The following is a 24653-nucleotide window of genomic DNA, read 5'->3' as shown; positions in this document are numbered from 1 at the left end:
CCGTCCTTAGTAACTGATCACCACGCCGACGCTCAGCTGGTAGTCATCACCGCTATCCAGAGCGTTACCGGCGTTGAGGTAGCTGGCGCTGACCAGGGCGTTGACGTCCAGATGCTTGCCGTCGATGGCCATCGGAAACATCTTCCAGTAGTAGTTGAGGTCGTACATTTGCCCGACCTGCTTGCTACCGCTGGCGTTGCCCTGGGCGATGGCCTGGTTGCGCCGGCTGCGCTGGTCGCCATCGATGCGTACCGGCAAGGTGCCGTCGGCGTCGCGCAGTTTCAGGTCGGTGACGCGAAAATCCAGGGCGCTGCGCGGCGTCGGGTTGGTTTCCAGGCTGATGCCGTAGTAACTGAGGTTGCGCAGGTCGAGGCTGACGAACGAGCTGGTCAGGCGCGTGCTGTAGCTGCCCTGGCGGGTGATGCGGTCGGACTGGATGGTGTTCAGGCGAAAGCCGTCGTTGTCATTGCTCGGCTTGTCGGTCAGGCCGCCGCGCAAAGCCAGGCGTGGGGTCCAGGGCAGGTCGTGAAAGCGCTTGCCGATCTCTCCCAGCGCGGCCCAGCCGCTGGCGTGATTGCCGGTGCTGGTGACGCCATTGCCATCGGTGTTGTCGACCTTGCCATCCAGGCCCGCCAGTTCCAGGTGGTAGTCGCTGAACAGCGGACTGACCTGCAAGTCGTCGGCCTTGAAGAACAAGCCGTAGCGCATGCCGTTGAAGTCGTAGCGGTCTTGCGGGTCGTGGTCGCTATGATCGTTCTCGTGCATCAGGCGTACGCCGGCCCAGTTGCGCTCGCTCCAGCGGTAGGCGTACTCACCCATCAGGTAAGTGGTGCGCTCCTCACTGTTGGCCAGGCTGTTGACGTCCGTGTTGTAGTTGTAAAACTTCTGCGCCACGGCAAAAAAGCCACGGGAAAAGGTGTCGTTGTAGTTGAAACGCAGCGACTCCAGGCTGTCGTCCCACCAGATGCCGTAGTCATCGAAATAGCGCTGGCGGCCCACCGACAGCGAGAAGCGCGGGTCGTCACCCAGCAGGTTGCGTTTGACGTATAGCTCACGCAGTTCGGCATACCAGCCTTCGGGTTGTTCGCGGTCAAAGCTGTTGCTGTTTTCGTTCTGGCTGGTGAGCGACTGGCTGGAATCGTAGTTCAGCCACAGGCGACCATAGACCATCCACTTGGCCCAGCGCTTTTCCGGCGAGTACCAGGCGAAGGACGGTTCATAGCGCAGGCTGTAGAACATCTCGCGGCTGCGACCGACTTCGGAGTTTTCCGGGCCATAGCCGGTTTGCACGGTGAGCTTGTTGAAAAACTCCGAGGTGATCACCGGCGCACTGCCATCGCTGGGCAGTACGCGCACCGGTTCGATGCTGTCGGCCTCGGGGCCGGTGATTTCTTCGGCGGCCATGGCCGAATACAGCGGGGTCAGGGCCAGCAGGGCACCGAACAGGGAGTGATGCGCTTTCACAGGGTTGCCTCCTTCAACAGATCGGCGCGTGCTGCCAGGGCGCGCTCGATGTCATCCTTTTTGAGCGACTTTTCCAGACGCTTGATCAAGTTGCGTGCACCGTTTTCACCCAGCGCCAGGGCCACCTGGGCATAGGTGTAGGCTTTCACCGGGTCATGGCAGATGGCGCGGCCGTAGGCGTGCAGGGTGGCCATGCGGTACCAGGCGGTGGTTGAGCCGGCACGGGCCTGTGCCTGGAAAATCTGCAGGGCCTTGTCCTGATCCGGCTCATCTTCAACCCCTTTGCTGTAGTACTCGGCGAGCAGCAGTTGGGCGTCGGGGTAGTCGCTGGCGATCAGTTCGTCGATCAGCGCCCGGGCTTTTTGCGGGTCCAGGGTCAGCCAGTTGTTGACCATGTAGAACGAGGCTTGCAGCGCCTTGGCCCGGGTCGCTTCGCGCGCGCGCACCTGATCGATCAGGGCCTGGGTTTCCTCGGCGTTATGCTCGGTGGGGTTGGAGATCATGAAGTTGGCTTTCGACACCATCGCTGGCACAAAACCGCGCTCCACGGCATTTTCACGCCAACGATGCGCCTCGGCGCGCGCGCTATCCAGGGCGTCGGTACGGGCCTTTTGCGCTGCCAGTTGCGCGGCGTCCGGCGCTACCTGGGCCGTGCCCATGGCGCTGCTCTGGCGCTGGTATCGGTCGGCTTCGAGTTCGGCGCGCTGCACACTGTTGATGCTGTCGAGCGTCGCGCCGATGCGGTGTACGATGTCTACGGCCAAAGTCGGGCGCTGGGCTTCCAGGGTACGGGCAAACGCCGGGAAGGCGCGGTCTTGATCGTCGCCGAGAAAGCGGTAGTAACGATCAATGGCCCGCACATCCACGCGCACCGCTTGCTGGTACCAATGCTCCGCGTTGTGTCGCTCGCCCTGGCGTTCGGCCAACACCGCGCGGTACAACTCGGGGCGGCAATTGAGCAAGCACGACTGTTGGTACAGCGCGAGTAATTGTTGAGCCTGGTCGTTGGACACCAATTGCGGGTAGACCAAAAACACCTCCAGCGTGGTGCTGGCGTTGCGCGGGTCGAGGGTGGCCGGGTAGCGCGTCAAAGCCTGAGCGACCCAGTCGCGCTGACCTTGCTGGAGGCTGGGGGTACGGTCGAGCAAGCGTGCCAGGGAAGCCAGTGCCGGAACCTGCCCGCGGCCGTCGGCAAACGCCTCTTTATAGAGGGCGATTATTTCCTGACGGTTGGCACCGTCGGTGTTGGCCAGCACATCACCGAGCAGCAGCTTGGAGGCCAGGTCGCCACGTTCAGAGAGCAGGCGCAGGTCGCCACTGACATTGGCACTGGGGTCCTTGTACAGCGCATAGCGGATCTGCTCCAGGCTTTGCCCGGCCGAAACCGCGCTGGCGCAGGCAAGGCTCAGGCTTGCCAACAGCAGACGGGAGGGCATCATCGCGTTCATCGCCAATCCTTCCTTTGCGCTCAGCGCGAGGCCATGAATGGCAAACCGAGGAACAGGTCAACCGCCACCGGCTTCTGGTAGGCCTGGCGCGGCAACGGCGTGTCCGGGGCGATGGTCAGGGCCAGGTTCTTGTTGGCTTCATCGACACGCGAATCAACGACCTTGCCGCTGAAGCGCTCATCGAGGCCGAACACTTTCAGCTCCACCGAAGTCACCCGGCTGATATCGGCCAGCTTGTCGAAGGGCACATTGGCGGTAACGAACAGGTTTTCATCGCGTGGCAGCAGGTGCATCAGCGGCGCTTGCTTGTAGCCATAGCCATCCAGCGGCTTGCCAGGGAAGTACACTTCGCAATCGCACGGACTGTTGATCACCGTTTCAATCGTCGCGCGGCCGAGCAAGGTCTGCAGATCGCCCGGTGCCAGGTCGGCCAAGGCCTTCATGTCGGCAGGGCTGGTGAAGCTGGTGGCCAGTTGCGTGGAGATATTGGCTAGCGGCTGGCCGGCTTTCACCTCGGTCTGCCCGGGTTGCAGGAGAAACTTCACATAGCCGTTGTCGGGCATGCTGATCACCTGGGCGTTGGCCGAGACCTGGGCCTGCACGGCCGGAATGCGGAAGAACAACTGGTAGCTCTTGTACGCCACGAAGCCCAGGGCGGCGAGTCCGGCTGCGGCGTAGAGCAGAGTACCGGTCACTGCTTTGAGGCGATCAGCGCTGCTGCGGGCACTGGCGTGCTGTTGCTTGCGCTCCTTGATGTAGTTTTCCCGCTGCATCACATTGAACAGGCCGTTGATGTCGGCAATCTCGCCCGACAGGTAGGCGCTGATGATGTAGCGCAGGATGTCGCGCTTCTGTGCATCGAGGTCAACGAACTGCGCGCCGACTTCTTCACCGCGCTGGGACACGATGCGCACTTTGCTGTCCAGGCTCAGGTCAACCTGATTCAGGCGCAGGCGGATCGAGGCGTTGTACAGGCTGCCAGTGGTCAGCGGTTTGTCGTGACGCAGGCCGATACCGCCCAGGGAGATGTCCTGCAGGCTGGTTTCGATGTTCGGTTGCCCGGCGGCGCTCAGGGTGACCCGGGCATTGATGCGGGTGCGCACGTACTGGCGTTCGTCGATCGCTTCATGAACCACATTGGCTGCAGTCTTGGCAGAAACGGTAGGTGTACTTGAGCTACTCATGGCAGGCGCCTTTCCTTAACGTTGCGTGAGTTCGAGAAGAACCGAGATGACCCCGAAGAAGATGGCGATCGATGAAAACAGCATCGCCTTCGAGGACCAGCGGTTCAGGGCGGCATCGAAGTTGACGCTACCGTTGCTTAATGTGGTTTTTTGTCGGGTCCAGCGCTGCTGGTCCATGTGGAACAGCGCGTAGATCTTCATCACCGAGCCGACAATCTGGTTGTAATAAAGAACGAAGGGGTACACCGGGCTCACTGGATGGCCTGCGAACAGGAACAGCACGGTGACAATGCTGCGCGACAGCAGCACCCAGAACAGGTACACCAGCAGGTACTGGATGCCGAACACCAGGCCGGCCACCACCGAGGCGGTCAGGCCCATCAGGCAGGTCCACATCGACACCCGCTGATCGAGCAGCACGTACAGGGTGAACAGGCCCAGGCGCGCGCGGCCGAGCAGGGCGGTGGCACGGAAGTTCTGGCGCAGCGAGTTGCCGTACCAACGGAACATCAGTTGCCGGGTGGCACGCCAGAAGCTGTTATCGGGTGGATGCTCGACGGTCAGGGTATTGCTGTCGGGTACGTAGAAGGTGTCCCAGCCCGCGCGCATCAGGCTCAGCCATGAGGACTTGTCGTCCCCGGTGAGGAACTGGAAGCGGCCCAGGCGCCAGTGCTCGAGAAAATCGGCTTCGACATCGCGGATGAAGTCGGGGTCGGTCATGACGCTGGCGCGAAAGAACGACAGGCGACCGGTCAAGGTCAGCACGCGATGCGAGAGCGCCATCGAACACATGTTGATGTGCCGCTGCACGAAACGCATCGAGTGCCACTGGCGCATCAGGTTGCTGCCTTCGACCTCGCAAAACTCGTTGGTGGTCAAGCCGCCGACTTTAGGCAGGTAGGCGAATAGCTTGACCGCGCGCTCGACGCAACCAGGCAACATCATGGTGTCGCCATCGACCACGCCGACCACCGAGTCTTCCAGCGGCATCTGGCGCGACAAGGCACGGAAGGCGTGGGCCAGGCCGTCACGCTTGCCGGTGCCGCGGGCGCGGACGATCACCAGTTTGATGTCGTCGCGGTCGGTGACTTCGTTACGCATGATCTGCTTGATGAACTGCTCGTCGCCCTTTTCGACGATCGAGGCAATCACCGTGCACGGTACCTTCAGCCGTTGCACCTCCTGGAATACCGATTGGTAGACCTTGAAGGTGGTGTGGGTGGGGATGCGAAAGCTGGTGACCACCATGAACATATGGGCTGGTAGCGCTGCGTCACCCATGCGCTCGACCGCTTTGCGGATGCGTGGAAACTTCCAGTGCAGGAAGTACATGCCGCGCAGAAAGTGCACGATGGCATTGCCATAGCGCCACATCCCCAGGGTACCGATGATGAAGATGAAGCTGTGGTGGCTGGGGTCCAGATACGCCGGGGCGATCATCTCCGAGGCCAGTGCAATCAGGCCGAACAGGCAGGCCCAGGCGCAGAAGCTCGCGGCGGCCCGGCGTGCGCCGCAAGGCGGTTGTTGCTGTCGTTCCATCTAACCGTTGCTCCGTTGTACAGGCGCTGCAGCCTGAGCGAAACGCGCACTTACCGGGCCCGGCCGCAGGGCGGCAGGCAAAGGTAGGTGTTCAGTTCGCTCAGGCGCAGGTGTGGATACTGCTTACCGGGTGCTCTCTACGGAGCGTGGGGCGTTACCAGCAGATACCCTGTTGATTGCGGTTGCTGGCGTGCGGCATGAAGCCGACCAGGTCGATGACCTGCTTGCCTTCGCTGACATCCAGGGCCTGGGCGAAGCGGTCGTCGTTGTTGCCCAGGACGATGACATCGGCGCCGTTGATCACCTGGTCAAGATCGCTGCAGAGCAGGGAAGACACGTGCGGGATCTTCGATTCGATGTAGTCGCGGTTGGCACCAAACACCCGGGCGTACTCGACGTTGGCGTCGTAAATGCTCAGCTCATAACCTTTGCCGATCAGCATTTCGGCCAGCTCCACCAGTGGGCTCTCGCGCAGGTCATCGGTGCCGGACTTGAAGCTCAGGCCGAGCAGGCCGATACGGCGTTTGTCCTGACGGGCGATCAGGTCGTAAGCATTGCGCACCTGATTGCGGTTGCTGTCCATGATTGAGGCCAGCAGCGGATGCTCGACGTCCAGCTGGCCAGCGCGGTAGGTGAGGGCGCGCACGTCTTTGGGCAGGCAAGAGCCACCGAAGGCGAAGCCCGGGCGCAGGTAATAGCGCGACAGGTTGAGCTTGTAGTCCTGGCAGACCACGTCCATCACTTCCCGGCCATCGACGCCCGAAGCTTTGGCGATATTGCCGATTTCGTTGGCAAAGCTGACCTTGGTCGCGTGCCAGACGTTGCAGGTGTACTTGATCATTTCGGCGACTTCGATCGACTTGCGAATCACCGGTGCATCAAGGCCTTTGTACAACGATTCGAGCAGGTCACCGGAATGTTGGTCGAGCTCGCCGATCACCGTCATGGCGGGGAAATCATAATCCTGGATCGCGGTGCTTTCGCGCAGGAACTCGGGGTTGACTGCCACTCCGAAATCGACACCGGCACGTTTGCCCGAGGCTTTTTCAAGCAGCGGAATCACCACGTTTTTCGCCGTGCCTGGCAGGACGGTACTGCGCACCACGATGGTGTGGCGGCTGGCTTTGTCGCGCAGCGCCATGCCGATTTCGTTGCACACCGCTTCCATGTAGACCAGGTCCAGGTCGCCGTTTTTCTTGCTCGGCGTGCCAACGCACAGCAGCGACAGCTCGGTTGCCAGCACGGCGGCCTGGACGTCGGTGGTGCCACGCAGACGCCCCTGGTTCACGCCGTTGAGCAGCAGTTGCTCAAGCCCTGGCTCGACAATCGGCGATTTACCCTGGTTGATCATGTCGACCTTGTCCTGGGAAATGTCGACCCCCAGCACCTGGTGGCCGCGTGCGGACAAACAGCCCGCACAGACCGCACCCACATAACCCAGCCTGAATTCAACACATAAGTGCAACGCTCGCCCCTGCATAAACTTCGTACGGCGTCTTCCAGCCCAGGCGTTTTCGCGGGCGTAAATTGATCTTCGTTACCACGCGACTGACCGCCTCGACGGTCAGCTTGCTGAAGTCGCCGCCCTTGGGAAAATACTGCCGGAGCAGGCCGTTGGTATTTTCATTAGTGCCTCGCTGCCAGGATGAATAGGGTTCTGCAAAAAAGACTTGGCACTGGCTCCGATGCGCAATGCGTTCATGCCCGGCAAACTCCTTCCCGTTATCCAGCGTCAGCGTGTGAACAGCATGCCCCTTGAGCAACAGATTGATCGCCCGCGTTACCTGCCGGCGCGTCCTGCGCTTGACCGGATAGGCGCTCAGGTAGCCGCTTTTACGATCAACCAGCGTGACCAGATTGCCGCCTACGCCATGCACCGTGTCACCCTCCCAATCACCTAGACGCTCGCGGGCTTCGACCTCAGCAGGGCGCTCGGTTATCGATACGCGATTACGCAACTGTCCGCGCCGGTCGTGGCTTCCGTAGCGTTTTCGGTACAGCTTCCTGCGGTGCCGCAAATACTTGTATAACTCGCCACCTGCGTGTTTGTCGGTGGCGATAAACCGATAAATCCACTCGTGACTGACCGCGCGCTCCGGCTGCTCTTGCTTCAGGCGCTGAGCAATCTGCTCCGGGCTCATACCGTGTTTTAGCCAGAGCGGCAGATAATGGCTGAACCACGTTAATGGCTTGCAGTGCTTGCGCGCCTGCGCTCGACGGGCATCACTTTCATGGGTCGCAGCAACCGCTTTGTAGGTCTTCTGGGAGCTGTTGCGGCGAACCTCACGACTGATCGTCGAGGGATGTACGCCAACCTGTTTCGCGATGCTTGCCTGGCTTTTTCCGGCGCTCAGACCGGCCTCAATCTGGTAACGTTGGCCCTGAGTCAGCTGCCGGTAATGCGTAGTCATCTGCGCTTGAATCCTTCGGTGTGAGAGCCTGGATTCTACCGGTGGCTGACTCTCTGCCTATCGTTTCAAACGTTGCACTTATTCTATGAATTCAGGCAGTCCAAAAATACTGATATTCATAGTTCCCTCTGCCGTGATCAGTACTGTGGTTGCAGTACTGACGCGGTTACTCAGTTTATCGGTGAAGTCGACGTTGCAAGCACACATGAGTACATCGCGCGCTGAACAGGCGATGGCCGTGTTGTTCGTTGTCTTATTTCTATCCTAAGGGGGAGTTTTTTAGTTACGCAAGCAATCTGTTCTATGTAATTAGAATTAATTCACAATTTCTCTGTTAAGTTTAAAAAACACTTAAAAATCAATTAGTTAAAGTTGTCAATAAGTTGCATGTCAAAAAACAGTCTCAGTCTTTATGCCAAATTACAGGCGTCAGAAAATCGTGTTTTCGTGGGTTTTTGACGATCTTCTGGCGGATTTTCAGGTGCTTTTTTCATCTCGCACGGGCGTTAGTTGTGCGTTTGAAGTTGTTGACAGTGAAGGCAGATAGATAGTGTTTTATTCAGCTGAAGTTCACTGTTTCAGGCAGCAAAGTTGCTCTTATGGCTTATGGCCATCAAGTAGTGGCTTGGGCGATGATGGCCCTGTACAGACAAGCACAGACAGGAAGTGCGTCCGTTCACTTGTGCAGTGCTGGCATTCCTGTGCATAGTGCAGCCTGAGCGGCCGGGCTAGCGCGTTTGCGCGGGTGGCCAGCATGGAGATGTACAAGGAATTTGAATGGCGATGAACGGAATCGGATCCCGACTGCGGGAAGAAAGGGAGCGTCTGGGCCTGACTCAGCGCGTATTCGGTGACATCGGTGGGGTAGAGCCCAACGCGCAAGGCAAGTACGAGAGCGGCGAACGTACACCCAAGGCGGATTACCTGGCAGCGCTGGCCGCGCGCGGTGTCGATGCCCTGTATGTGTTGAGTGGTACCCGCACGCCCGTCCCCCAAGGCAGCCTGAGCCCCGACGAGCACCGCTTGCTCGGGACCTTTCGCGATTTGCCTGCCATGGATCAGGCCGTGATACAGCAATTGCTTGGCCGTCTTGCCGAGGCGCTGCCGAGGGTGCGCTCGACCGCTCCGGGGCGCGAGAGCAACGCCTTTGCCCGGATGGCGGGCAAAGGCAAAATGACGTCGCTGCGATGACGTGTTCCGTTAGCTCTGGCGCTAGGTTTTTTGCTAAGGTGGCGGGATCCAATTGCCGCCGCAGTGTGAGGTGTCTGCTTGATTAGGGTCCTGGTGGTCGATGACCACGATCTGGTACGTACGGGCATTACCCGTATGCTGGCCGATATCGATGGCTTGCAGGTGGTGGGCGAGGCTGATTCTGGCGAGGCGTCGTTGAAGGTTGCGCGCGAGCTCAAGCCTGATGTGGTCCTGATGGATGTAAAAATGCCCGGGATCGGTGGCCTTGAGGCCACACGCAAATTGCTGCGCAGCCACCCGGATGTGAAAGTGGTCGCAGTGACGGTGTGTGAAGAAGACCCGTTCCCCACCCGCCTGTTGCAGGCCGGCGCCGCCGGTTACCTGACCAAGGGCGCGGGGCTGGACGAAATGGTCCAGGCCATTCGCCTGGTGTTTGCCGGGCAACGCTACATCAGCCCGCAGATTGCCCAACAGTTGGCACTCAAGTCGTTCCAGCCGCAAGGCTCGCCATTTGATGCATTGTCGGAGCGGGAAATCCAGATCGCCCTGATGATCGTCGGATGCCAGAAGGTGCAGATCATTTCCGACAAGCTGTGCCTGTCGCCGAAAACGGTCAATACTTACCGTTATCGGATCTTTGAAAAGCTCTCGGTCACCAGCGACGTCGAACTGACGCTGCTTGCTGTCCGCCATGGCATGGTTGACGCCAATCTCTAGGCTCATGACCCCTGTGTTCGATTCAAGTGCATTCTTGGCGACCTGCAGCGGTCGCCCGGGCGTCTACCGGATGTTCGACGGTGAGGCCCGGCTGCTGTACGTCGGCAAGGCCAAGAACCTGAAGAAGCGCCTGGCCAGTTACTTTCGCAAAACTGGCCTGGCGCCGAAGACGGCTGCCCTGGTGGCGCGCATCGCCCAGGTCGAAACCACCATCACCGCCAACGAAACCGAAGCGCTGCTACTCGAGCAAACGCTGATCAAGGAGTGGCGGCCGCCTTACAACATCCTGCTGCGTGACGATAAGTCCTACCCGTATGTGTTCCTTTCTGACGGCCCGTTTCCGCGCCTGGGGATTCATCGTGGGGCCAAGAAGCAGAAGGGCAAGTACTTCGGCCCGTATCCCAGCGCCGGTGCGATTCGCGAAAGCCTGAGCCTGTTGCAGAAAACCTTTTTCGTTCGGCAATGCGAAGACAGCTACTACAGCAACCGCACCCGGCCGTGCCTGCAGTACCAGATCAAGCGCTGCAAGGCGCCTTGCGTCGGCCTGGTTGAGCCGGAGGAATATGCCGTTGATGTGCGCCACTCGGTGATGTTCCTCGAAGGCCGCAGCCATCAGCTGACCAACGAGCTGAATGCCGAAATGGAACAGGCGGCCATGGCCCTGGCCTTCGAGAAGGCGGCCGAACTCCGCGACCAAATCGCCTTGCTGCGCCGGGTGCAAGACCAGCAAAGCATGGAAGGCGGCAGTGGTGACGTCGACGTCGTGGCCGCGTTCACCAACCCGGGCGGTGCTTGCGTGCACCTGATCAGTGTGCGCGGCGGGCGGGTGTTGGGCAGCAAGAATTTTTTTCCGCAGGTTGGCATCGAGGAGGAGGTGGCTGACGTCATGGCCGCGTTCCTTTCCCAGTACTACATCGGCAATGCCGAGCGCGACCTGCCAGGCGAGCTGATCGTCAACGTGGTGCATGACGATTTCGCTGCCATCACGGCGGCCATTGAATCGCTGCGCGGGCGCGAGCTGAGCATCAGCCACCGCGTGCGCGGCACCCGTGCGCGCTGGCAGCAGTTGGCGGTGACCAACGCTGAACAGGCGCTGAGTGCGCGCCTGGCTAACCGTCAACACATGGCCGCACGGTTTGAAGCGCTGGCCCAGGTCCTGGCCCTTGATGAAGTGCCGCAGCGCCTGGAGTGTTATGACATCAGTCACTCCAGCGGTGAGGCCACCGTTGCTTCTTGTGTGGTGTTCGGCCCGGAGGGGCCGCTGAAGTCCGACTACCGGCGTTTCAATATCGAAGGGGTTACCCCGGGCGACGACTATGCCGCCATGCACCAGGCCCTGACGCGCCGTTTCGGGCGGATCAAGGACGGCGAGGGCAAGTTGCCGGATGTGCTGCTGGTGGACGGTGGTAAAGGTCAGTTGAACATGGCCCGCGACGTGCTGCAGGAGTTGGCGGTTCCCGACCTGATCCTGCTGGGCGTGGCCAAAGGTGTCACGCGCAAGGCCGGTTTCGAAACCCTGTACCTCAACGATGTGGCCCATGAGTTCACCCTTAAAGGCGACTCACCGGCGCTGCACCTGATTCAGCAGATCCGTGACGAAGCGCACCGCTTTGCGATTACCGGCCACCGTGCGCGGCGTGGCAAGGCGCGGCGTACCTCAAGCCTGGAAGATGTCGCCGGGGTAGGGCCGAAACGCCGCCGCGACCTGCTCAAACACTTTGGTGGCCTGCAGGAACTGAGCCGCGCCAGCATCGACGAAATTGCCAAAGCGCCGGGAATCAGTAAAAAGCTTGCCGAGTCGATTTATGCCAACCTGCATAGCGAGTAGAATGCACGCTCACTTTGCAGCCAGTTGTGCCGATGAATATCCCAAATCTACTTACAGTTCTTCGCGTCCTGCTCATACCGATCTTCATTTTGCTGTTTTATGTTCCGTATCACTGGAGCTATATCGCAGCGAGCAGCGTCTTTGCCATTGCGGCGGCCACTGACTGGCTCGACGGCTACCTGGCCCGTCGTCTGCAGCAAAGCACGCCATTTGGCGCCTTCCTCGACCCGGTCGCCGACAAGCTGATGGTCGCCGTGGCGCTGGTGCTGTTGGTGCAAGTGCATGCGAACTTCTGGCTGACCTTGCCAGCCGCGGTGATCATCGGTCGTGAGATCGTGGTCTCGGCGCTGCGCGAATGGATGGCCGAGCTGGGCGCGCGGGCGCATGTGGCGGTGTCGAACCTGGGCAAATGGAAGACTGCGGCGCAAATGCTGGCGCTGGTGATCTTGCTGGCCAACCCGCCGGTGCTGACGTTCTGGGTCATCCTCGGCTATGCCTTGCTGATGGTCTCTGCTGGCCTGACGTTGTTGTCGATGGTGCACTACCTGCGTGCTGCCTGGCCGCACCTGCGCGAAGGTTCGGAACAAAAATAAAACTTTTTTGAATCAAGGGCTTGACGGCGTTTGATGAATCTATAGAATGGCCGTCACCAAATGCGGGAATAGCTCAGTTGGTAGAGCACGACCTTGCCAAGGTCGGGGTCGCGAGTTCGAGTCTCGTTTCCCGCTCCAATTTAGGATCTACAGACTTCCACTGATGTCTGTAAGTCGTTGAAAAAAGGGGCTTCGGCCCCTTTTTTCATTCCAGGGCCGTCCACCGAAATCCACCGGCAGCCAGTGTTTTTAAGGCCAAAATTGAGGCCAAAGAATACGGGTGGATCCAGGACCGGATTGTTGCTGGGCCAGGAGTGGAACCGTGACGAGCATTGAGCCTAAGTCTCAACTTAGGAGCTCGATGATGGCACTCTCTGATCTGATCGTCCGCCAGGCCAAGACCACTGGCAAACTCTACAACCTCCCCGATCTTGATGGCCTCGGCCTGGTAGTCTCACCAGTCGGTGGAAAGTCGTGGCACTTCCGTTACTACTGGCTAGGCAAGCAAAAACGCATCTCACTGGGCAACTATCCTGAGATCGGTTTGCGTGATGCTCGCATCCTGCGTGACGAAGCTAGAGCCCTGCTGGCCAAGGGCATCAATCCGCACACCGATCGCAAGCAGAAGCGGCACGCCATTCAGCTTGCCGCCGAGCATACCTTCAAGGCGGTCTTCGACGCCTGGGTGGAGCATCGCCGCAAGGAACTCAAGGAGGGTCGTCAAAGCACGCTCTCGCAGATTCTGCGGATCTTTGATCGCGACGTGCTGCCGAGCCTGGGCAAGATGTCGATCTTCGACATCCGGCGACCTCAGCTTCTGGGGGTCCTGGCAAAGATTGAGGAACGCAAGGCTTTCACCACTGCGGAAAAGGTTCGAACCTGGTTCCGGCAGATGTTCCGCTATGCCCTGGTGATCGCCGAAGGAATGGAGGTCAATCCGGCCTCAGATCTTGACGTGGTTGCGGCCCCCAAACCGCCGACGGCCCACAACCCCTATCTGCGCCTGCATGAGCTGCCCGAGATGCTCCTGAGGCTACGCGACTATCGTCGGCGTGGTCTGCAGACGCAGTTGGGCATCCGCCTCCTGTTCCTGACGGGTGTGCGCACCGGAGAGCTGCGCCTAGCGACCCCCGATCAGTTTGACCTAGATCGTGGCCTGTGGATCATCCCGCCTGAGTTCGTCAAACAACTGCAGGACGAGATGCGCAAGGCTGGCAAGCGGCCCCAGGATGTTCCGCCCTATGTCGTTCCGCTGTCCCTGCAGGCCATTGAGGTGGTGCGCTATCTCCTCGGTGAAATGAAGCCGGCTCAGCGCTATCTCCTTGCACATCGCAGTGAGCTCAAGAAACGCATCAGCGAAAACACGCTCAACAGCGCTTTGCGCCGGATGGGCTATGAAGACCAACTGACCGGCCATGGCATCCGTGGCACTCTGTCGACGGCGCTCAATGAGGTTGGATATCCCAAAATCTGGGTGGACGCCCAGTTGTCCCATTCCGATCCGAACAAGGTCAGCTCTGCGTACAACCATGCCAAGTATGTGGAACCACGGCGCCGGATGATGCAGGACTGGGCCGACCGCCTGGACCTTCTGGAGCAGGGGCAGGTGGAGGCTGCGAGCACGCATCTGACGATCCACATCGAAGGTGTGCCGACGATGGCTGACGACGAGAAACTGGCCGAGGCTGCGATCGTAGCGGCAATGGGTGGTGTGCCGTCCGCGGATGGCGTACCCATTGTTGTCAGTGCTGGGAGTCAAGGCGTCGCGTTCCAGCGCCTATCTCCTGTGCCCATCGTGCAGGCCCCGGTGGCGCGGGAGCCTGCGGTGTCGGACATCCAGCGCGAGCGAGAGGAGATGCTGGAGATCTACGAGGCGTCGAGCAGCTTGCCCGTGCCCCTATTCGCCAAGCTGGCGGGCAAGTCCAAGGACCAGATAAACCGCGAACTGAAGGCGGGCAAGCTGCTGTCCATCAGCATTGGCAACCGCGGACAGCGAGTGCCCGACTGGCAGTTGGTGCCGCTCAAGCTCAAGCTTGCGCAGGTGATGCTGAAGCGCGCCTCACACGCCGAATCATGGGCGCTGTATCACCTGTTGACAAAACCTCAGCCTGGGCTGGGCGATCGCGTAGCCATCGACTTAGTGACGCCGACCAACCTGGATAAGGTAGTGCAGGCATTGCTGACCGCAGCACAACCCGCATTGGAGGTTCCTATTGATTCGCCTGAGTTCCCGGATCCGGTTCGCGAAAGCGTGAGGCGTCTCGTGGACAGAGCAGCCGTGCTCGAGGTTGGGTAGGATTGTGCTGAGCGAGGGGCTAGAACGCATCGTTGTCCCTCGCCCAGCAATCTTCAATAGTTAGGCCATATTCTCCGTCTGCTGGACTGCGCGCCCTTCCGAAAGTTGACCAAGCTGGCTCAGTTTTCCGGCGAAGGTTCTTCCGCATCGTTCAGTGCTTCACCTAATTTGGGAAGAATCACCGCACTGAGTTGGGACTTCGCCCATTCGCTTCTTGCGTGGGTCTCGAAGGCCGCAAGGACCCCGAGTGCCGTATGAACCCGCGAGAGCAAGGCGATTGAGCCTGAATGGGCCGCAGTCGCGACCCAGTTGTCCGCCTGATCCTCATCGCCGGAAAGATAGTCTAGGATGCCGAGCGTGATCGGCTCAATGATCCCCGCTTCTGAATCCACGATTGATATACCATTGGGTAAGTCTACCGTGGGTAGCATTCGAAGCGATTGCGGGCCACGATTTCCTCGAAGAGGCATTGGGCACGTCGCAATCTGCAGGAGCAGGTTCGGGTCTTCTCTGCGCGCCCCATGTTCTCCTTCCACCTCGAAAGGCGTGGATGCCACGTGAGACAGAATTAGCCATGGGTGGATGTTTTTGTAGGCGACCTGTTCATCATCACCGAGATCAATCTCGTGATGAACCCCCTCAATGACCACAAAGGCTTTGCCATCGAGCTGGTGCTTGATGTCCACCAAAGTGCCATCAGGCAGCGCCAGTGCATAGTGGCCACCTGCATCCAGTACCTCGCGTTCGGGCGGTATGTCCACCAGGGCAGTGATGAGGCCGACGGGCAGGCCGCTTGGCCGTTTGGCCGCATCGACAAGGGCTTGAGCCGCAACCACTTCACCGAGTGGAAGATTACTTGCCGCGCCGGAGATCCAGGCAGCAGCTTCGTGCAGGTCGTTCTTTGACCGCTGCACGATTTCGTCTGCCAGCGCGTGTGCCATCTCGCTTGCCAGCAACTCTGGCAGTCGAATCAAAATCGTAGCTCCTGCGACGTCGTGCATGTCAGGGCGAACGAATCCATGATCAATCAGCCACTGAAGATCATCGGGTTCAAGCTCCGCCCTTACCGCAGCACGGCGGATTACACCCATCTCCATTTGTTGGAGCGCAATTTCTGGTGGCCGTGTTCTGTCTTGTGCATCCGCAATCATCGAGCGCGCTAAGCCCCTGAACCTCCGCCGCAGTTCGTGGTCGTTTGCGAAACGTGTTCGTACGAGCTGCATCAACCGTGGCCCGAGCAGCGAGGGCAGTGAGAGGGCCTGCGTATCTGGCTTGCCTGTGAGTGCTGCATGACCATATCCGCTGATCGCCCGCAGCACCCATGGTTCTCGATACTCGGGGGTCATATCAGCGCCATGCATCAAGTACAGGCGGCGCTTTCCCAAAAGAGCATGAGCAAGCTTGAACTCCCGGTCACTCAGATATCCGACGCGCACTACCTTGGATCGGCGCCCCAATGGAGAAAGAGAGCGCTGGTTTGGTGCTTTGAGCACGCTCTGCGCCACAGTGTCATCCATCGCGAGCACGACTGACAGCGACGCGCCAAAAGTGCTGGAGGTGAGATCTTCGATCTCGCGCAGGGACGTGGTGTCGGCCACGTGCAACCCGTCAAACGCCAAAACCAACCTCACGCCGTCGTGTTTTGAGACACGGATCAGCCAGTTACGGGCCTCTTGAGGGGACACGGGCCAACTCAGCGATCGCGAGAGGGCATCGGCCAGTGTTTGGAGCGCGCCGCCTCCAACACCCGTCTCAACGTACAGGATAGCGAGCGTATCGCTTTGCTCTGTGCGTGCGCAAAGTTCGCGAAGCACGTTGCTTTTTCCAGTGAGAGGCGAGCCTTCTAGAATCAGCAATCGCTCACCCGTAACCAAGCTCCGCCACAACTGATGTGTTGCAGCACGTGGAGCTAGGAATTCAGCAGCGAACGGAAGAGCTGGTTCGTCCCAGGACGCTGTGAGCTCTGCGATCGTCTCCGAGGACACGAGGCGAACGGCCTGCATCCATACAGTCGGTGTGGTACCCATCAAGGTATCGACGGCATGCCGGACGTCGGCACCTGCGACGCGGCTCGCTTGCGTTATGAGGTCCTGGAACGCATCTTCTGTCGGGGTTGCTGGTTGCCAGGGATTCCCCGTGGAGGTTTCAAGGATCCTGACGGCGGTGCCGTTAGTGATCACCACAAGCGGCGCCGGAGGCTGGACCAATCGTGCATACGACAACCCTTGTGCGCTGTCGTCATCGGTCAGGGTGATGCCGGGTCTCTTAAGCTCCATGATGGCCAGAGGCTTTTCATCCTTCTCCAGAAGGATGTCTAGTCGGGCCTCGGCACGGGATTTCCCGGCATCGACCTCCAGGGTCTGGCGTCCGAATTTGAAAGTGAACTTGATCTGGTGCTTGATGGCGCCGTCTGGCATCCAAGGAAATGCCACTTTGATCGCCGCCCGGACGCGTGCTTCCAGATCGGCTTCCGTCTCTTCAGTTGTCGCTCGTTTGCTTGGCATAGTGCTTCCTTGTGTGCCCAGGTTCATTTTCCATGTTGGCCAGCTTAACCAACTCCAGAGGTTGGCGCCCGTCGCATCGCTCCCTGGCAGCGGTCTAAGTTCGCCGATGTTGGCAAGCCCATGTCATAGTTCTGTCAATTGATGGAGTTGACAAACTGCTTTGGGGCTTCCGTATGGGTTTTATATGCGCTGATTGTGTTGGAGAGACGTATCTACAGCGGCTGGTGCGAGACGCCGCGACATCCGAGAACTCTTGCGAGTACTGCGATGGTGATGCACCTGCAGCAGACCTTTGGGAGGTCGCCCAACTTTGCGGGGAAGTTATCGATACGTTTTTTGAGGAATCTAGCCACACCATGGCGGTGATCCACTTCGGCCGAACGCCGGCCGGGAATGACCTGCAGGCCACGATTTCGGAGCTGACCGGCATTCCTCAGGAGGCCGTCGAGGTGGTCGTCGAACATCTCGGCACGCTATGGTACGACGCTGACTCGGGAGAGTCTCGCTACGGCGATGACGACCCCTGGTTTGTCCTCAGGTCTTCTATGGCGGAGCCGCTCGGGCACGCATGGCGCGAGATGGAAGACAGCCTGCGCTCTGACATACGCTACTTCAATCCCAAGGCGCTAACATTGCTCAGCACGATCTTCGGCGAGCTCATCAATGATCGAGACAAAGAGGGCCAGCCGGTCGTTATCGATGCGGGACCACATACATCATTGAAGACGCTCTACAGGGGGCGAGTATTCCAAACTGACGAAGCACTTGTTGCCGCGCTTCGTTGGCCTGAACGATTTCTGGGGTCACCTGCGGCGGGACTTGGCGCTGCCGGCCGAATGAACGGGCAGGGCCAGCCTGCGTTCTACGGCGCCACGGATCCTGATATTTGCATTGCCGAGGTACGCCCACCAGTGGGCAGCCGGATTGCTATGGCGGCATTCGAGGTGATTCGCCCGCTGCGCTTATTGGATCTTCGGCGACTGGCTAACGTCGAGCTGCCACCCGGTACAAGCCTCTTCGATCCGGCGACACGTGCCGCAGCGCAGCGACGCGACTTTCTGAGGACGTTGGGCGAGCGCCTGTCGGCACCTGTGGTCCCTGAACTGCAAGATCGAGACTATCTCGTGACGCAGGCCGTTGCCGACTATCTTGCTGCCCATCATAAATTGGCTGTCGACGGCATCATCTACCCATCGGCGCAAAGCCGTCGCCCAGATGAGCCGCCGGCAGGAGATAACGTTGTGTTGTTTCGAAAAGCCTGCGATGTAACTCTCTCCGATGCCGAGGACGCGACTGCCCAAATCGCGCTATGGGAGTATGAGGAGGATGGGCCTGGCCGCTGGTTCCGTCCATCGATCAATTTCATGGACCGGAACGCGTCGCGGCATGGGCACCGTGCGGTGCATCCGGCGCTATCGTTGAGACGGGACTCGATTGTCATTCATGAAATATCAGCCGTACGTTACTACAGCAAGCCGCATCCCGTGGAAAGCGTCACTTCACTCAATGACCGACATTATGGATGATTGGGTTTTTGCAAATCGAACTGTATTAACAGTCGCTGAGATCGTCGCCCAGCTCCCTGAGCGCGCGGTCTACAAATCCTGTCAAGCTTTCTGGCGTGTCCTCACGCATCTTTCGAAGTAGGAATGTTGTCAGCATTGGGCTTTGCATGGATATTGGGCGTGTGACGACGTCGGAGCATTTGCAAGCGTCCGATTGAGGGGTGGTAACAAACCCAACACCATATCCGGCAGCTACCAACGTCATGAGCATACTCAAGGAGGTTGCTTGCCCTATAAAATTGGGCTGAACGCTAGATCCGCGCAGTAAGTTTTCGATGCTATGGAAATAGCCTTCACACACCTCCGGGTGGCACCCTACTAATGGGTATCGAAGCAGTTCCTCAAGTGGCACTCTTGCGTAGGCAAGTAATGGATGTCGCCTAGGTATGGCCAGCACGAGCCTTTCTTGCCATAGAGGCAATGAAACGATGTCGTCGCCGGTGCTGCTCATGCGAGAAAACCCAATATCAAAGGTGCCATCGCGAAGTCCTCGCAATTGTTCAGCTAGGGTCACCTCTGATATTCGTACTGAAATCTCAGGTTGCTCCTCTCTTAGATTTGCAAGAAATGCTGCAAGTCTCGGCTGAGTAAGCCCGTCGCAAATCGCAAGGTGATAAGAGTTTGCCTGGCCTGCTGCGGCAGCTTTTGCTTCTTCAATCGCATTTTCCAGTGCTAGGAAGACCCGCCTCGCTTCTCGCTGGAAGGCTTCTCCAGCTGGCGTCAGATACGTCCCGCGCCGGTTGCGTTCAAACAAGCGTGCACCAACGTGCTCCTCAAGCTCCTTGATGGCCCTGGACAACGGGGACTGCTCAATGTGAAGCCTCGCTGCAGCCCTGCAAAAGTGCAGTTCTTCGGCCAATGCCATAAAGCAACGCAAATGTCGTAGTTCCATTCGACTCCATTGAGCCCCTCGGGGCTTGATGAGCATGACCGTGCTTCCCGCGCAGCGGGCGCGCGCAGTCTCCAGAGGCGCTCCGTGTCAGGCCAAAGTGCTTGCGCTGCGCGCTCCGCGACCAGGCATGTGTCAGACGCCGCGCAGTCAGCGCTGCTCCACGAGTGGCAGAGCAACAAGCAGCACTTGGCACATGATTCAAGCTTGTAACTGTACAGGATGCAATGTACAGTCTCAACCTGCATGAACCGCATGCAGTCTCGTGAAGGCTGCTGCGTCGTCTCACTTCGGAATTCAGAACAATGGAAATAGCAACCCTCTCAACATCAAGGCGATGGCTCCTGCTGGTCACCGTTGCGGCGGGCCTCCTGCTGGTCACGGTCGACTATTCAGTGCTCTACACAGCGCTGCCAATACTGAGCCGTGAGCTGCATGCGTCTCCGACGGAGGGCTTGTGGATCATCAACGCTTATCCGTTGGTCATGGCCGGGCTGCTACTGGGGGCCGGAACCCTCGGCGATCGACTTGGTCATCGGAGGATGTTCCTCGGGGGGTTGGTCATTTTCGGCATCGCGTCGATAGCTGCCGCCTTCGCCCCAAGCTCTACCGTCTTGATCGGTGCCCGCGCTGCCTTGGCTGTAGGTGCTGCGGCAATGATGCCGGCAACGCTTGCGCTGATACGTATCACCTTTGTCGACGAGCGAGAGCGCAATATTGCGATATCGATCTGGGGCTGCATCGCCATCGTCGGTGCGGCACTAGGTCCGATCATTGGTGGACTCCTTCTGGCGCGGTTTTGGTGGGGGTCGGTCTTCCTCATCAATGTCCCGGTAGTTGTGGTGGCCATCATCGGGACGTTGATTTTTGCCCCGTCAGGTTCAATCGAAAAAGAAAAGCCCTGGGATCTTGCTTCCTCGTTACTTGCGCTAGTCGCCTTGTCGGCGCTGACCCTCGGGATCAAGCATCTTGCCCAGGCCCATCCTGATTGGCTTGGGGCTGGCGTTGCTTGGTTGGTTGCAGTTGGCGCGGGGTATGTCTTCGTTCGTCGGCAAACTCAATTGCCTCATCCGCTGCTCGACTTCTCAATCTTTCGCAATCCAGCGTTCTCCGCAGGGGTCATCGCTGCGGCCCTGACCATGTTCTCAGTTGGGGGTACCCAGTTGGCGACCACCCAGTACTTCCAGCTGGTCGCAGGCTTTACCCCCTTGCAGGCAGGCTTGCTTGTGTCCGTAGTCGTGGTTGGCACGGTTCCAACGGCTCTGCTTGGCGGAGCATTTCTGCACAAGCTCGGTTTGCGCATGCTGATTTCCAGTGGCCTAGCCATTGCGGCGCTCGGTGCTTTCGCGACATCGGCAGGTCTTCACTACGGAATCGGTTGGCTGATAGCCGGCATGGTCTTGAACGGTGCTGGACTCGGCCTCGTGATGGCCGTGGCGTCCGCAGCTATTGTTGGTAATGCCCCTCCCGAGCGGGCTGGCATGGCCTCATCAGTCGAAGAGGTTTCCTACGAGTTTGGCGGCCTCATCGCTGTCGCGCTGCTCGGCAGCCTATTGGGAATGCTGTATTCCACAGGCGTGGAATTTCCGCCAGGAACACCTGACATTGCTGCTTCGGGCGTTGCGCAGGCTTTTGAGCTCGCCACGCAGGGCGGTCAGACAGATCAAGAGATTATTGAAGCCGCGTCATTGGCATTTGCAAATGCCTACGTCGTAGTGCTGTGGGTTGTTGGGGGAATCCTGGGCATTGGCGCAGTCGTCGCACGCCGCATGCTGCGTGCGTATGGGCCAGGCTCATCTGCGTCCTCAATTCATTAATGGAGTTTCGGTATATGCGCTCAAGCAATCGTACAAAAATCCTCGACGCGGCGATTCGTGTCGTCAGTCGAGAAGGAATAACCGCTCTCGCCTATGAGTCAATCTCCGCCGAAGCCGGGTTGACCCGAGGAGGCATGCTGTATCACTTCCCATCGCGTGAAGCCTTGCTGTTGGGGCTTCACGAATATGTTTCCCAGCAATGGGAAAGCGGCCTGGAAGCCGCGGCCGGAAAAACTGCAGCGGAGGCTACGGCACAGGAGCGCTTCGCAGCATATGTGAAGGTGGCCACCCAAATGAGCGCCACTCGCGTGGAGCTGCAGTTCATGCTGGAGGGCTCTACCAGTCCTGAGCTGGCGGCCCCTTGGACGGATGTCATTACTCGGTGGGCACCGGGATTGGCCGGTGAAGCAACGGATGACGATGCGATGCACTGGATTGTCCGCCTGGCCGCCGATGGTCTTTGGGCATATGAGTCAATTACGAACCAGGCCATCCCTGCGGAATTGCGGGAACGTATCAGCAAGCAACTGTTAAGCATGCTCCCTGGAGCGTCCGTCTCCGACAAAGACGGGAAGGGCTCCGTATGACTTACAAGCCTGGCGATCAAGGCGCTAGTACGCCACGCCTGTGCGCCTCTCGGAGGTCTCCAGGCGCTACGCCTCTCGGCACTGTTGCCGCTGGGGTTTTGATTAGCTTGCTTGCCGGCTGCACCTCTATGGCCCCGCCGGATGCAACTCCGCCGCTGCCTGTTCCCAATGCGTGGCTGGATGTCAGCACGCGACCGGGCAGCGTAGGCCGACAAGCAACTGAGCTTGCTTGGGATCAGTACTTTGCCGACCCACTTCTGCGCCAACTGATTGCGACAGCGCTGGAAAACAATAAGGATCTGCGCTCTGCGGTACTTCGTGTCGAAGAGGCTCGTGCAGCCTTCCGCATCCAGCGCTCCGAGAGTTTTCCGGGGATCGGTGTTGGAGGGAAAGCAGCACGGTCAAGAGTCCCTGCAGACCTCAACCCACCAGGTGTACCCCAGGTGGGCGGGGAGTACCGAGCTGAGGTAGGCCTCAGCAGTTGGGAACTTGATCTCTGGGGGCGAATCCGTAGCCTTAATCGGTCAGCGCTGGAAAGCTGGTTGGCCACGGATGCAGCGCATCAAGCTGTACGGATCGCCTTGATCACGCAAGTCGCAGACGGCTATCTAGGGCTGCGAGAACTGGACGATCGGGTCGCGATCGCCCAGCAAACGGTCGCCAGTCGCGAAGAGTCCTATCGCATTTTCGAGCGCCGATATCAGGTTGGATCGACCTCCAAACTTGCTCTCACCCAAGTTCAGACGCTCCTGAACCAGGCCAAATCTCTGCAGGTACAGCTCGCCAAGCAGCGGGCGAATCAATACCACGCCCTGGCGCAGCTGCTTGGCAGCGGTACTGACCTCGAGTGGCCGGTAAAGCAAATGCCTGAGCCTGCGGACTTCATCGAATTGACGCCTGGGCTACCGTCGGAGTTACTGGTGAACCGCCCCGATGTTCTTTCAGCCGAACATCGCTTGCGTGCGGCGAATGCCAACATCGGTGCAGCACGTGCCGCCTTCTTTCCACGTATTGCCTTGACCGGCACGTGGGGCACTGCAAGCTCACAGCTCAACGACTTGTTCGAGTCAGGTAGTCGAGCGTGGGCGTTCGTCCCCACAGTTTCCCTGCCCATCTTCGACGGTGGGCAAAGGCGGGCCAGTCTCGATTTGTCCGAAGTCCGGCGGGACATGGCGATCACAAGCTATGAGCAGACTGTCCAGACCGCCTTTCGGGAGGTTGCTGATGCGCTATCCGACCAACGATGGCTTGCCGATGAGCTGAGTATCGCGCGCACTTCTTTGGATGTTCAGCAAGAACGTGCGCGCCTTGCACAACTGCTCTACGACAACGGCTCTGCAGCCTACCTGGAAGTGTTGGACGCACAGCGCGACCTGCTTGATACCCAGCAGTCACTCATCCAGGTGCGTCGCTCGTTCCTCTCCAGTCAGGTGGCGTTGTACGCCGCGCTTGGTGGTGGAGCAGATCTTCAATCTCGCTCCATGCCTGTGCACCCCGCACAGGCAGAGACTCCTTCCTCCATTCGGTGAATGACGCACATGACTATGTCTATTTCCTTGAAAAATAAAGTTGTACCGGCAGTGCTGATAACAGGCGCGCTCCTGGCCGGCTGGTGGTACTGGTCGTCACAATCTGGCGATGCCTACGGCGAAGGATTCGTCAGTGGCAACGGGAGAATCGAAGCGATTCAAACGGACATTTCAACCAAGCTCGGAGGGCGCATCGAGCAGGTGTTGGTGCGCGAGGGGCACGTGGTCAAAGCTGGCGACCCGTTGGCGAGGATGCAAGTGGACATCCTGCAAGCACAGCGCGCGGAAGCGGATGCGGGGCGCCAGAGAGCTGAGCATGCGGTCAGCTCAGCAGAAGCCCAAGTGGCACTGAACAAGAGCAACCTGGTTGCCGCGCAAGCCGTGGTTGCGCAGCGAGAAGCTGAACTGGACGCGGCACGTCGCCGCGTCGCGCGGTCGGAGGTCCTGTCGAAAGAAGGTGCCTCGTCGGTTCAAGAGTTGGATGACAACAGAGCGACTGTGCGTGGTGCTCAAGCGGCTGTCGCGGCTAGCGTCGCGCAGGTGTCGGCCGCGCAGGCCGCGGTCAAAGCGAGTGAAGCGGATGTGGTGGGCGCTCGATCCGCCGTCGTTGCAGCCCTCGCCACGGTCAGCCGCATCGATGCCGACATCAACGACAGCGAGTTGCGTGCGCCCAGAGATGGCCGCGTGCAGTTTCGCGTTGCCGAGCCGGGTGAGGTACTAAGCCCTGGCGGGACGGTGTTAAACATCATCGACCTGTCCGATGTTTATATGACCTTCTTTCTTCCGGAGAAGGCAGCAGGACGTATCGCACTTGGCAGCGAAGTTCGCATTGTTCTGGATTCAGCCCCCGACAATCCGATCAAGGCAACGGTCTCCTTTGTTGCCAGCAATGCTCAATTCACACCTAAATCCGTAGAAACCGCCAGCGAACGCCAGAAGCTGATGTTTCGGGTGCGTGCCCAAGTCTCCGAAGACTTCTTGCGTCGCCATGCCAAGGAGGTCAAGGCAGGTGTGCCAGGCGTCGCTTGGGTAAAACTCGATGCCGAGTCTCCTTGGCCCACTCCACTTGCCATTCGCGCGCAGGAGTGATC

Annotated in this window: 18 protein-coding genes and 1 tRNA gene; 11 read left to right on the top strand and 8 right to left on the bottom strand. The window is 59.3% G+C overall.

What is annotated here, in order from left to right:
* Positions 1 to 6: 6 nt before the first annotated feature.
* From ACVWSC_RS17105 to ACVWSC_RS17080, 6 genes are all read right to left on the bottom strand, one after another.
* Positions 7 to 1464 (bottom strand): alginate export family protein, encoded by a 1458-nt coding sequence (locus ACVWSC_RS17105; RefSeq protein WP_442107985.1) that lies wholly within the window; start codon positions 1462 to 1464, stop codon positions 7 to 9.
* On the bottom strand, positions 1461 to 2912 hold the full coding sequence (locus ACVWSC_RS17100; protein WP_442107983.1) for an SEL1-like repeat protein: 1452 nt from the start codon (positions 2910 to 2912) through the stop codon (positions 1461 to 1463). Before ACVWSC_RS17100 ends, ACVWSC_RS17105 begins: the two co-directional genes overlap by 4 nt.
* Before the next feature lie 20 nt (positions 2913 to 2932).
* Positions 2933 to 4096 (bottom strand): PilZ domain-containing protein, encoded by a 1164-nt coding sequence (locus ACVWSC_RS17095; RefSeq protein WP_442107981.1) that lies wholly within the window; start codon positions 4094 to 4096, stop codon positions 2933 to 2935.
* 15 nt (positions 4097 to 4111) lie between these two features.
* The gene (locus ACVWSC_RS17090) at positions 4112 to 5635 is read right to left on the bottom strand and encodes a glycosyltransferase (protein ID WP_442107979.1); all 1524 of its coding nucleotides are present in this window, start codon (positions 5633 to 5635) and stop codon (positions 4112 to 4114) included.
* A 154-nt stretch (positions 5636 to 5789) separates the two neighbouring features.
* Positions 5790 to 7115 (bottom strand): nucleotide sugar dehydrogenase, encoded by a 1326-nt coding sequence (locus ACVWSC_RS17085; RefSeq protein ID WP_442107977.1) that lies wholly within the window; start codon positions 7113 to 7115, stop codon positions 5790 to 5792.
* Positions 7084 to 8046, bottom strand: a complete 963-nt coding sequence (locus tag ACVWSC_RS17080; protein ID WP_442107591.1) for an IS30-like element ISPsme1 family transposase — start codon at positions 8044 to 8046, stop codon at positions 7084 to 7086. Before ACVWSC_RS17080 ends, ACVWSC_RS17085 begins: the two co-directional genes overlap by 32 nt.
* Before the next feature lie 783 nt (positions 8047 to 8829).
* Between ACVWSC_RS17080 and ACVWSC_RS17075 the strand changes: the two genes are divergently transcribed.
* The 6 genes from ACVWSC_RS17075 (at position 8830) to ACVWSC_RS17050 (ending at position 14671) form a co-directional block, all read left to right on the top strand.
* A complete protein-coding gene (locus ACVWSC_RS17075; protein ID WP_442107975.1) occupies positions 8830 to 9237 on the top strand; it encodes a helix-turn-helix domain-containing protein in 408 nt (135 codons plus the stop codon).
* 78 nt (positions 9238 to 9315) lie between these two features.
* Positions 9316 to 9954: a response regulator transcription factor GacA gene (gene gacA, locus ACVWSC_RS17070; RefSeq protein ID WP_133215797.1), complete on the top strand. Its 639-nt coding sequence runs from the start codon at positions 9316 to 9318 to the stop codon at positions 9952 to 9954.
* Between the two features lie 4 nt (positions 9955 to 9958).
* Positions 9959 to 11782, top strand: a complete 1824-nt coding sequence (gene uvrC / locus ACVWSC_RS17065) for an excinuclease ABC subunit UvrC (protein ID WP_442107972.1) — start codon at positions 9959 to 9961, stop codon at positions 11780 to 11782.
* A 32-nt stretch (positions 11783 to 11814) separates the two neighbouring features.
* Positions 11815 to 12375 carry a CDP-diacylglycerol--glycerol-3-phosphate 3-phosphatidyltransferase gene (gene pgsA / locus ACVWSC_RS17060; protein WP_442107970.1) on the top strand — a complete coding sequence of 187 codons (561 nt, stop codon included), beginning with the start codon at positions 11815 to 11817 and terminating at the stop codon, positions 12373 to 12375.
* Between the two features lie 62 nt (positions 12376 to 12437).
* A tRNA-Gly gene (locus ACVWSC_RS17055) sits at positions 12438 to 12513 on the top strand.
* Between the two features lie 226 nt (positions 12514 to 12739).
* Positions 12740 to 14671, top strand: a complete 1932-nt coding sequence (locus tag ACVWSC_RS17050; RefSeq protein ID WP_023098570.1) for a tyrosine-type recombinase/integrase — start codon at positions 12740 to 12742, stop codon at positions 14669 to 14671.
* A gap of 119 nt (positions 14672 to 14790) precedes the next feature.
* Here the strand turns inward: ACVWSC_RS17050 and ACVWSC_RS17045 are convergent, their stop codons facing one another.
* Positions 14791 to 17175: a type I restriction endonuclease gene (locus tag ACVWSC_RS17045; RefSeq protein ID WP_023098571.1), complete on the bottom strand. Its 2385-nt coding sequence runs from the start codon at positions 17173 to 17175 to the stop codon at positions 14791 to 14793.
* A 356-nt stretch (positions 17176 to 17531) separates the two neighbouring features.
* On the opposite strand from ACVWSC_RS17045, the gene ACVWSC_RS17040 reads away from it, so the two are divergent.
* Positions 17532 to 18701, top strand: coding sequence for an RES family NAD+ phosphorylase (locus ACVWSC_RS17040; RefSeq protein ID WP_074198449.1), 1170 nt, complete (start codon positions 17532 to 17534; stop codon positions 18699 to 18701).
* Positions 18702 to 18726: 25 nt separating this feature from the next.
* Here ACVWSC_RS17040 and ACVWSC_RS17035 read toward each other — a convergent pair whose 3' ends face one another.
* Complete coding sequence (locus ACVWSC_RS17035) at positions 18727 to 19632, bottom strand: LysR family transcriptional regulator (protein ID WP_074198448.1); 906 nt, start codon at positions 19630 to 19632, stop codon at positions 18727 to 18729.
* Between the two features lie 302 nt (positions 19633 to 19934).
* Between ACVWSC_RS17035 and ACVWSC_RS17030 the strand changes: the two genes are divergently transcribed.
* Genes ACVWSC_RS17030 through ACVWSC_RS17015 form a run of 4 tightly spaced genes read left to right on the top strand, consistent with a single transcriptional unit; the run spans position 19935 to position 24651 of the window.
* The gene (locus ACVWSC_RS17030; RefSeq protein WP_023098574.1) at positions 19935 to 21446 is read left to right on the top strand and encodes an MFS transporter; all 1512 of its coding nucleotides are present in this window, start codon (positions 19935 to 19937) and stop codon (positions 21444 to 21446) included.
* A 14-nt stretch (positions 21447 to 21460) separates the two neighbouring features.
* Positions 21461 to 22033 carry a TetR/AcrR family transcriptional regulator gene (locus tag ACVWSC_RS17025; protein WP_023098575.1) on the top strand — a complete coding sequence of 191 codons (573 nt, stop codon included), beginning with the start codon at positions 21461 to 21463 and terminating at the stop codon, positions 22031 to 22033.
* Positions 22030 to 23562, top strand: a complete 1533-nt coding sequence (locus ACVWSC_RS17020; RefSeq protein ID WP_023098576.1) for an efflux transporter outer membrane subunit — start codon at positions 22030 to 22032, stop codon at positions 23560 to 23562. The genes ACVWSC_RS17025 and ACVWSC_RS17020 overlap by 4 nt, the downstream gene beginning before the upstream one ends.
* Positions 23563 to 23577: 15 nt before the next feature.
* Complete coding sequence (locus ACVWSC_RS17015) at positions 23578 to 24651, top strand: HlyD family secretion protein (protein ID WP_225321759.1); 1074 nt, start codon at positions 23578 to 23580, stop codon at positions 24649 to 24651.
* The last annotated feature ends 2 nt before the right edge of the window (positions 24652 to 24653 follow it).

This window comes from Pseudomonas sp. NUPR-002 (genome assembly GCF_056322725.1).
The sequence above is the reverse complement of the archived record's forward strand: the minus strand, read 5'-3'. Positions and strand labels throughout refer to the sequence as shown.

What these genes read in the sequence shown, in the direction of transcription:
- ACVWSC_RS17015 (WP_225321759.1), top strand. Translation starts at nt 23,578, where the DNA reads ATGTCTATTTCCTTGAAAAATAAAGTTGTACCGGCAGTGCTGATAACA.
- ACVWSC_RS17090 (WP_442107979.1), bottom strand. Translation starts at nt 5,635, where the DNA reads ATGGAACGACAGCAACAACCGCCTTGCGGCGCACGCCGGGCCGCCGCG.
- ACVWSC_RS17035 (WP_074198448.1), bottom strand. Translation starts at nt 19,632, where the DNA reads ATGGAACTACGACATTTGCGTTGCTTTATGGCATTGGCCGAAGAACTG.
- ACVWSC_RS17025 (WP_023098575.1), top strand. Translation starts at nt 21,461, where the DNA reads ATGCGCTCAAGCAATCGTACAAAAATCCTCGACGCGGCGATTCGTGTC.
- ACVWSC_RS17080 (WP_442107591.1), bottom strand. Translation starts at nt 8,046, where the DNA reads ATGACTACGCATTACCGGCAGCTGACTCAGGGCCAACGTTACCAGATT.
- ACVWSC_RS17040 (WP_074198449.1), top strand. Translation starts at nt 17,532, where the DNA reads ATGGCGGTGATCCACTTCGGCCGAACGCCGGCCGGGAATGACCTGCAG.
- ACVWSC_RS17075 (WP_442107975.1), top strand. Translation starts at nt 8,830, where the DNA reads ATGAACGGAATCGGATCCCGACTGCGGGAAGAAAGGGAGCGTCTGGGC.
- uvrC (WP_442107972.1), top strand. Translation starts at nt 9,959, where the DNA reads ATGACCCCTGTGTTCGATTCAAGTGCATTCTTGGCGACCTGCAGCGGT.
- ACVWSC_RS17045 (WP_023098571.1), bottom strand. Translation starts at nt 17,175, where the DNA reads ATGCCAAGCAAACGAGCGACAACTGAAGAGACGGAAGCCGATCTGGAA.
- ACVWSC_RS17020 (WP_023098576.1), top strand. Translation starts at nt 22,030, where the DNA reads ATGACTTACAAGCCTGGCGATCAAGGCGCTAGTACGCCACGCCTGTGC.
- ACVWSC_RS17030 (WP_023098574.1), top strand. Translation starts at nt 19,935, where the DNA reads ATGGAAATAGCAACCCTCTCAACATCAAGGCGATGGCTCCTGCTGGTC.
- ACVWSC_RS17100 (WP_442107983.1), bottom strand. Translation starts at nt 2,912, where the DNA reads ATGAACGCGATGATGCCCTCCCGTCTGCTGTTGGCAAGCCTGAGCCTT.
- ACVWSC_RS17050 (WP_023098570.1), top strand. Translation starts at nt 12,740, where the DNA reads ATGGCACTCTCTGATCTGATCGTCCGCCAGGCCAAGACCACTGGCAAA.
- pgsA (WP_442107970.1), top strand. Translation starts at nt 11,815, where the DNA reads ATGAATATCCCAAATCTACTTACAGTTCTTCGCGTCCTGCTCATACCG.
- ACVWSC_RS17085 (WP_442107977.1), bottom strand. Translation starts at nt 7,115, where the DNA reads ATGCAGGGGCGAGCGTTGCACTTATGTGTTGAATTCAGGCTGGGTTAT.
- ACVWSC_RS17095 (WP_442107981.1), bottom strand. Translation starts at nt 4,096, where the DNA reads ATGAGTAGCTCAAGTACACCTACCGTTTCTGCCAAGACTGCAGCCAAT.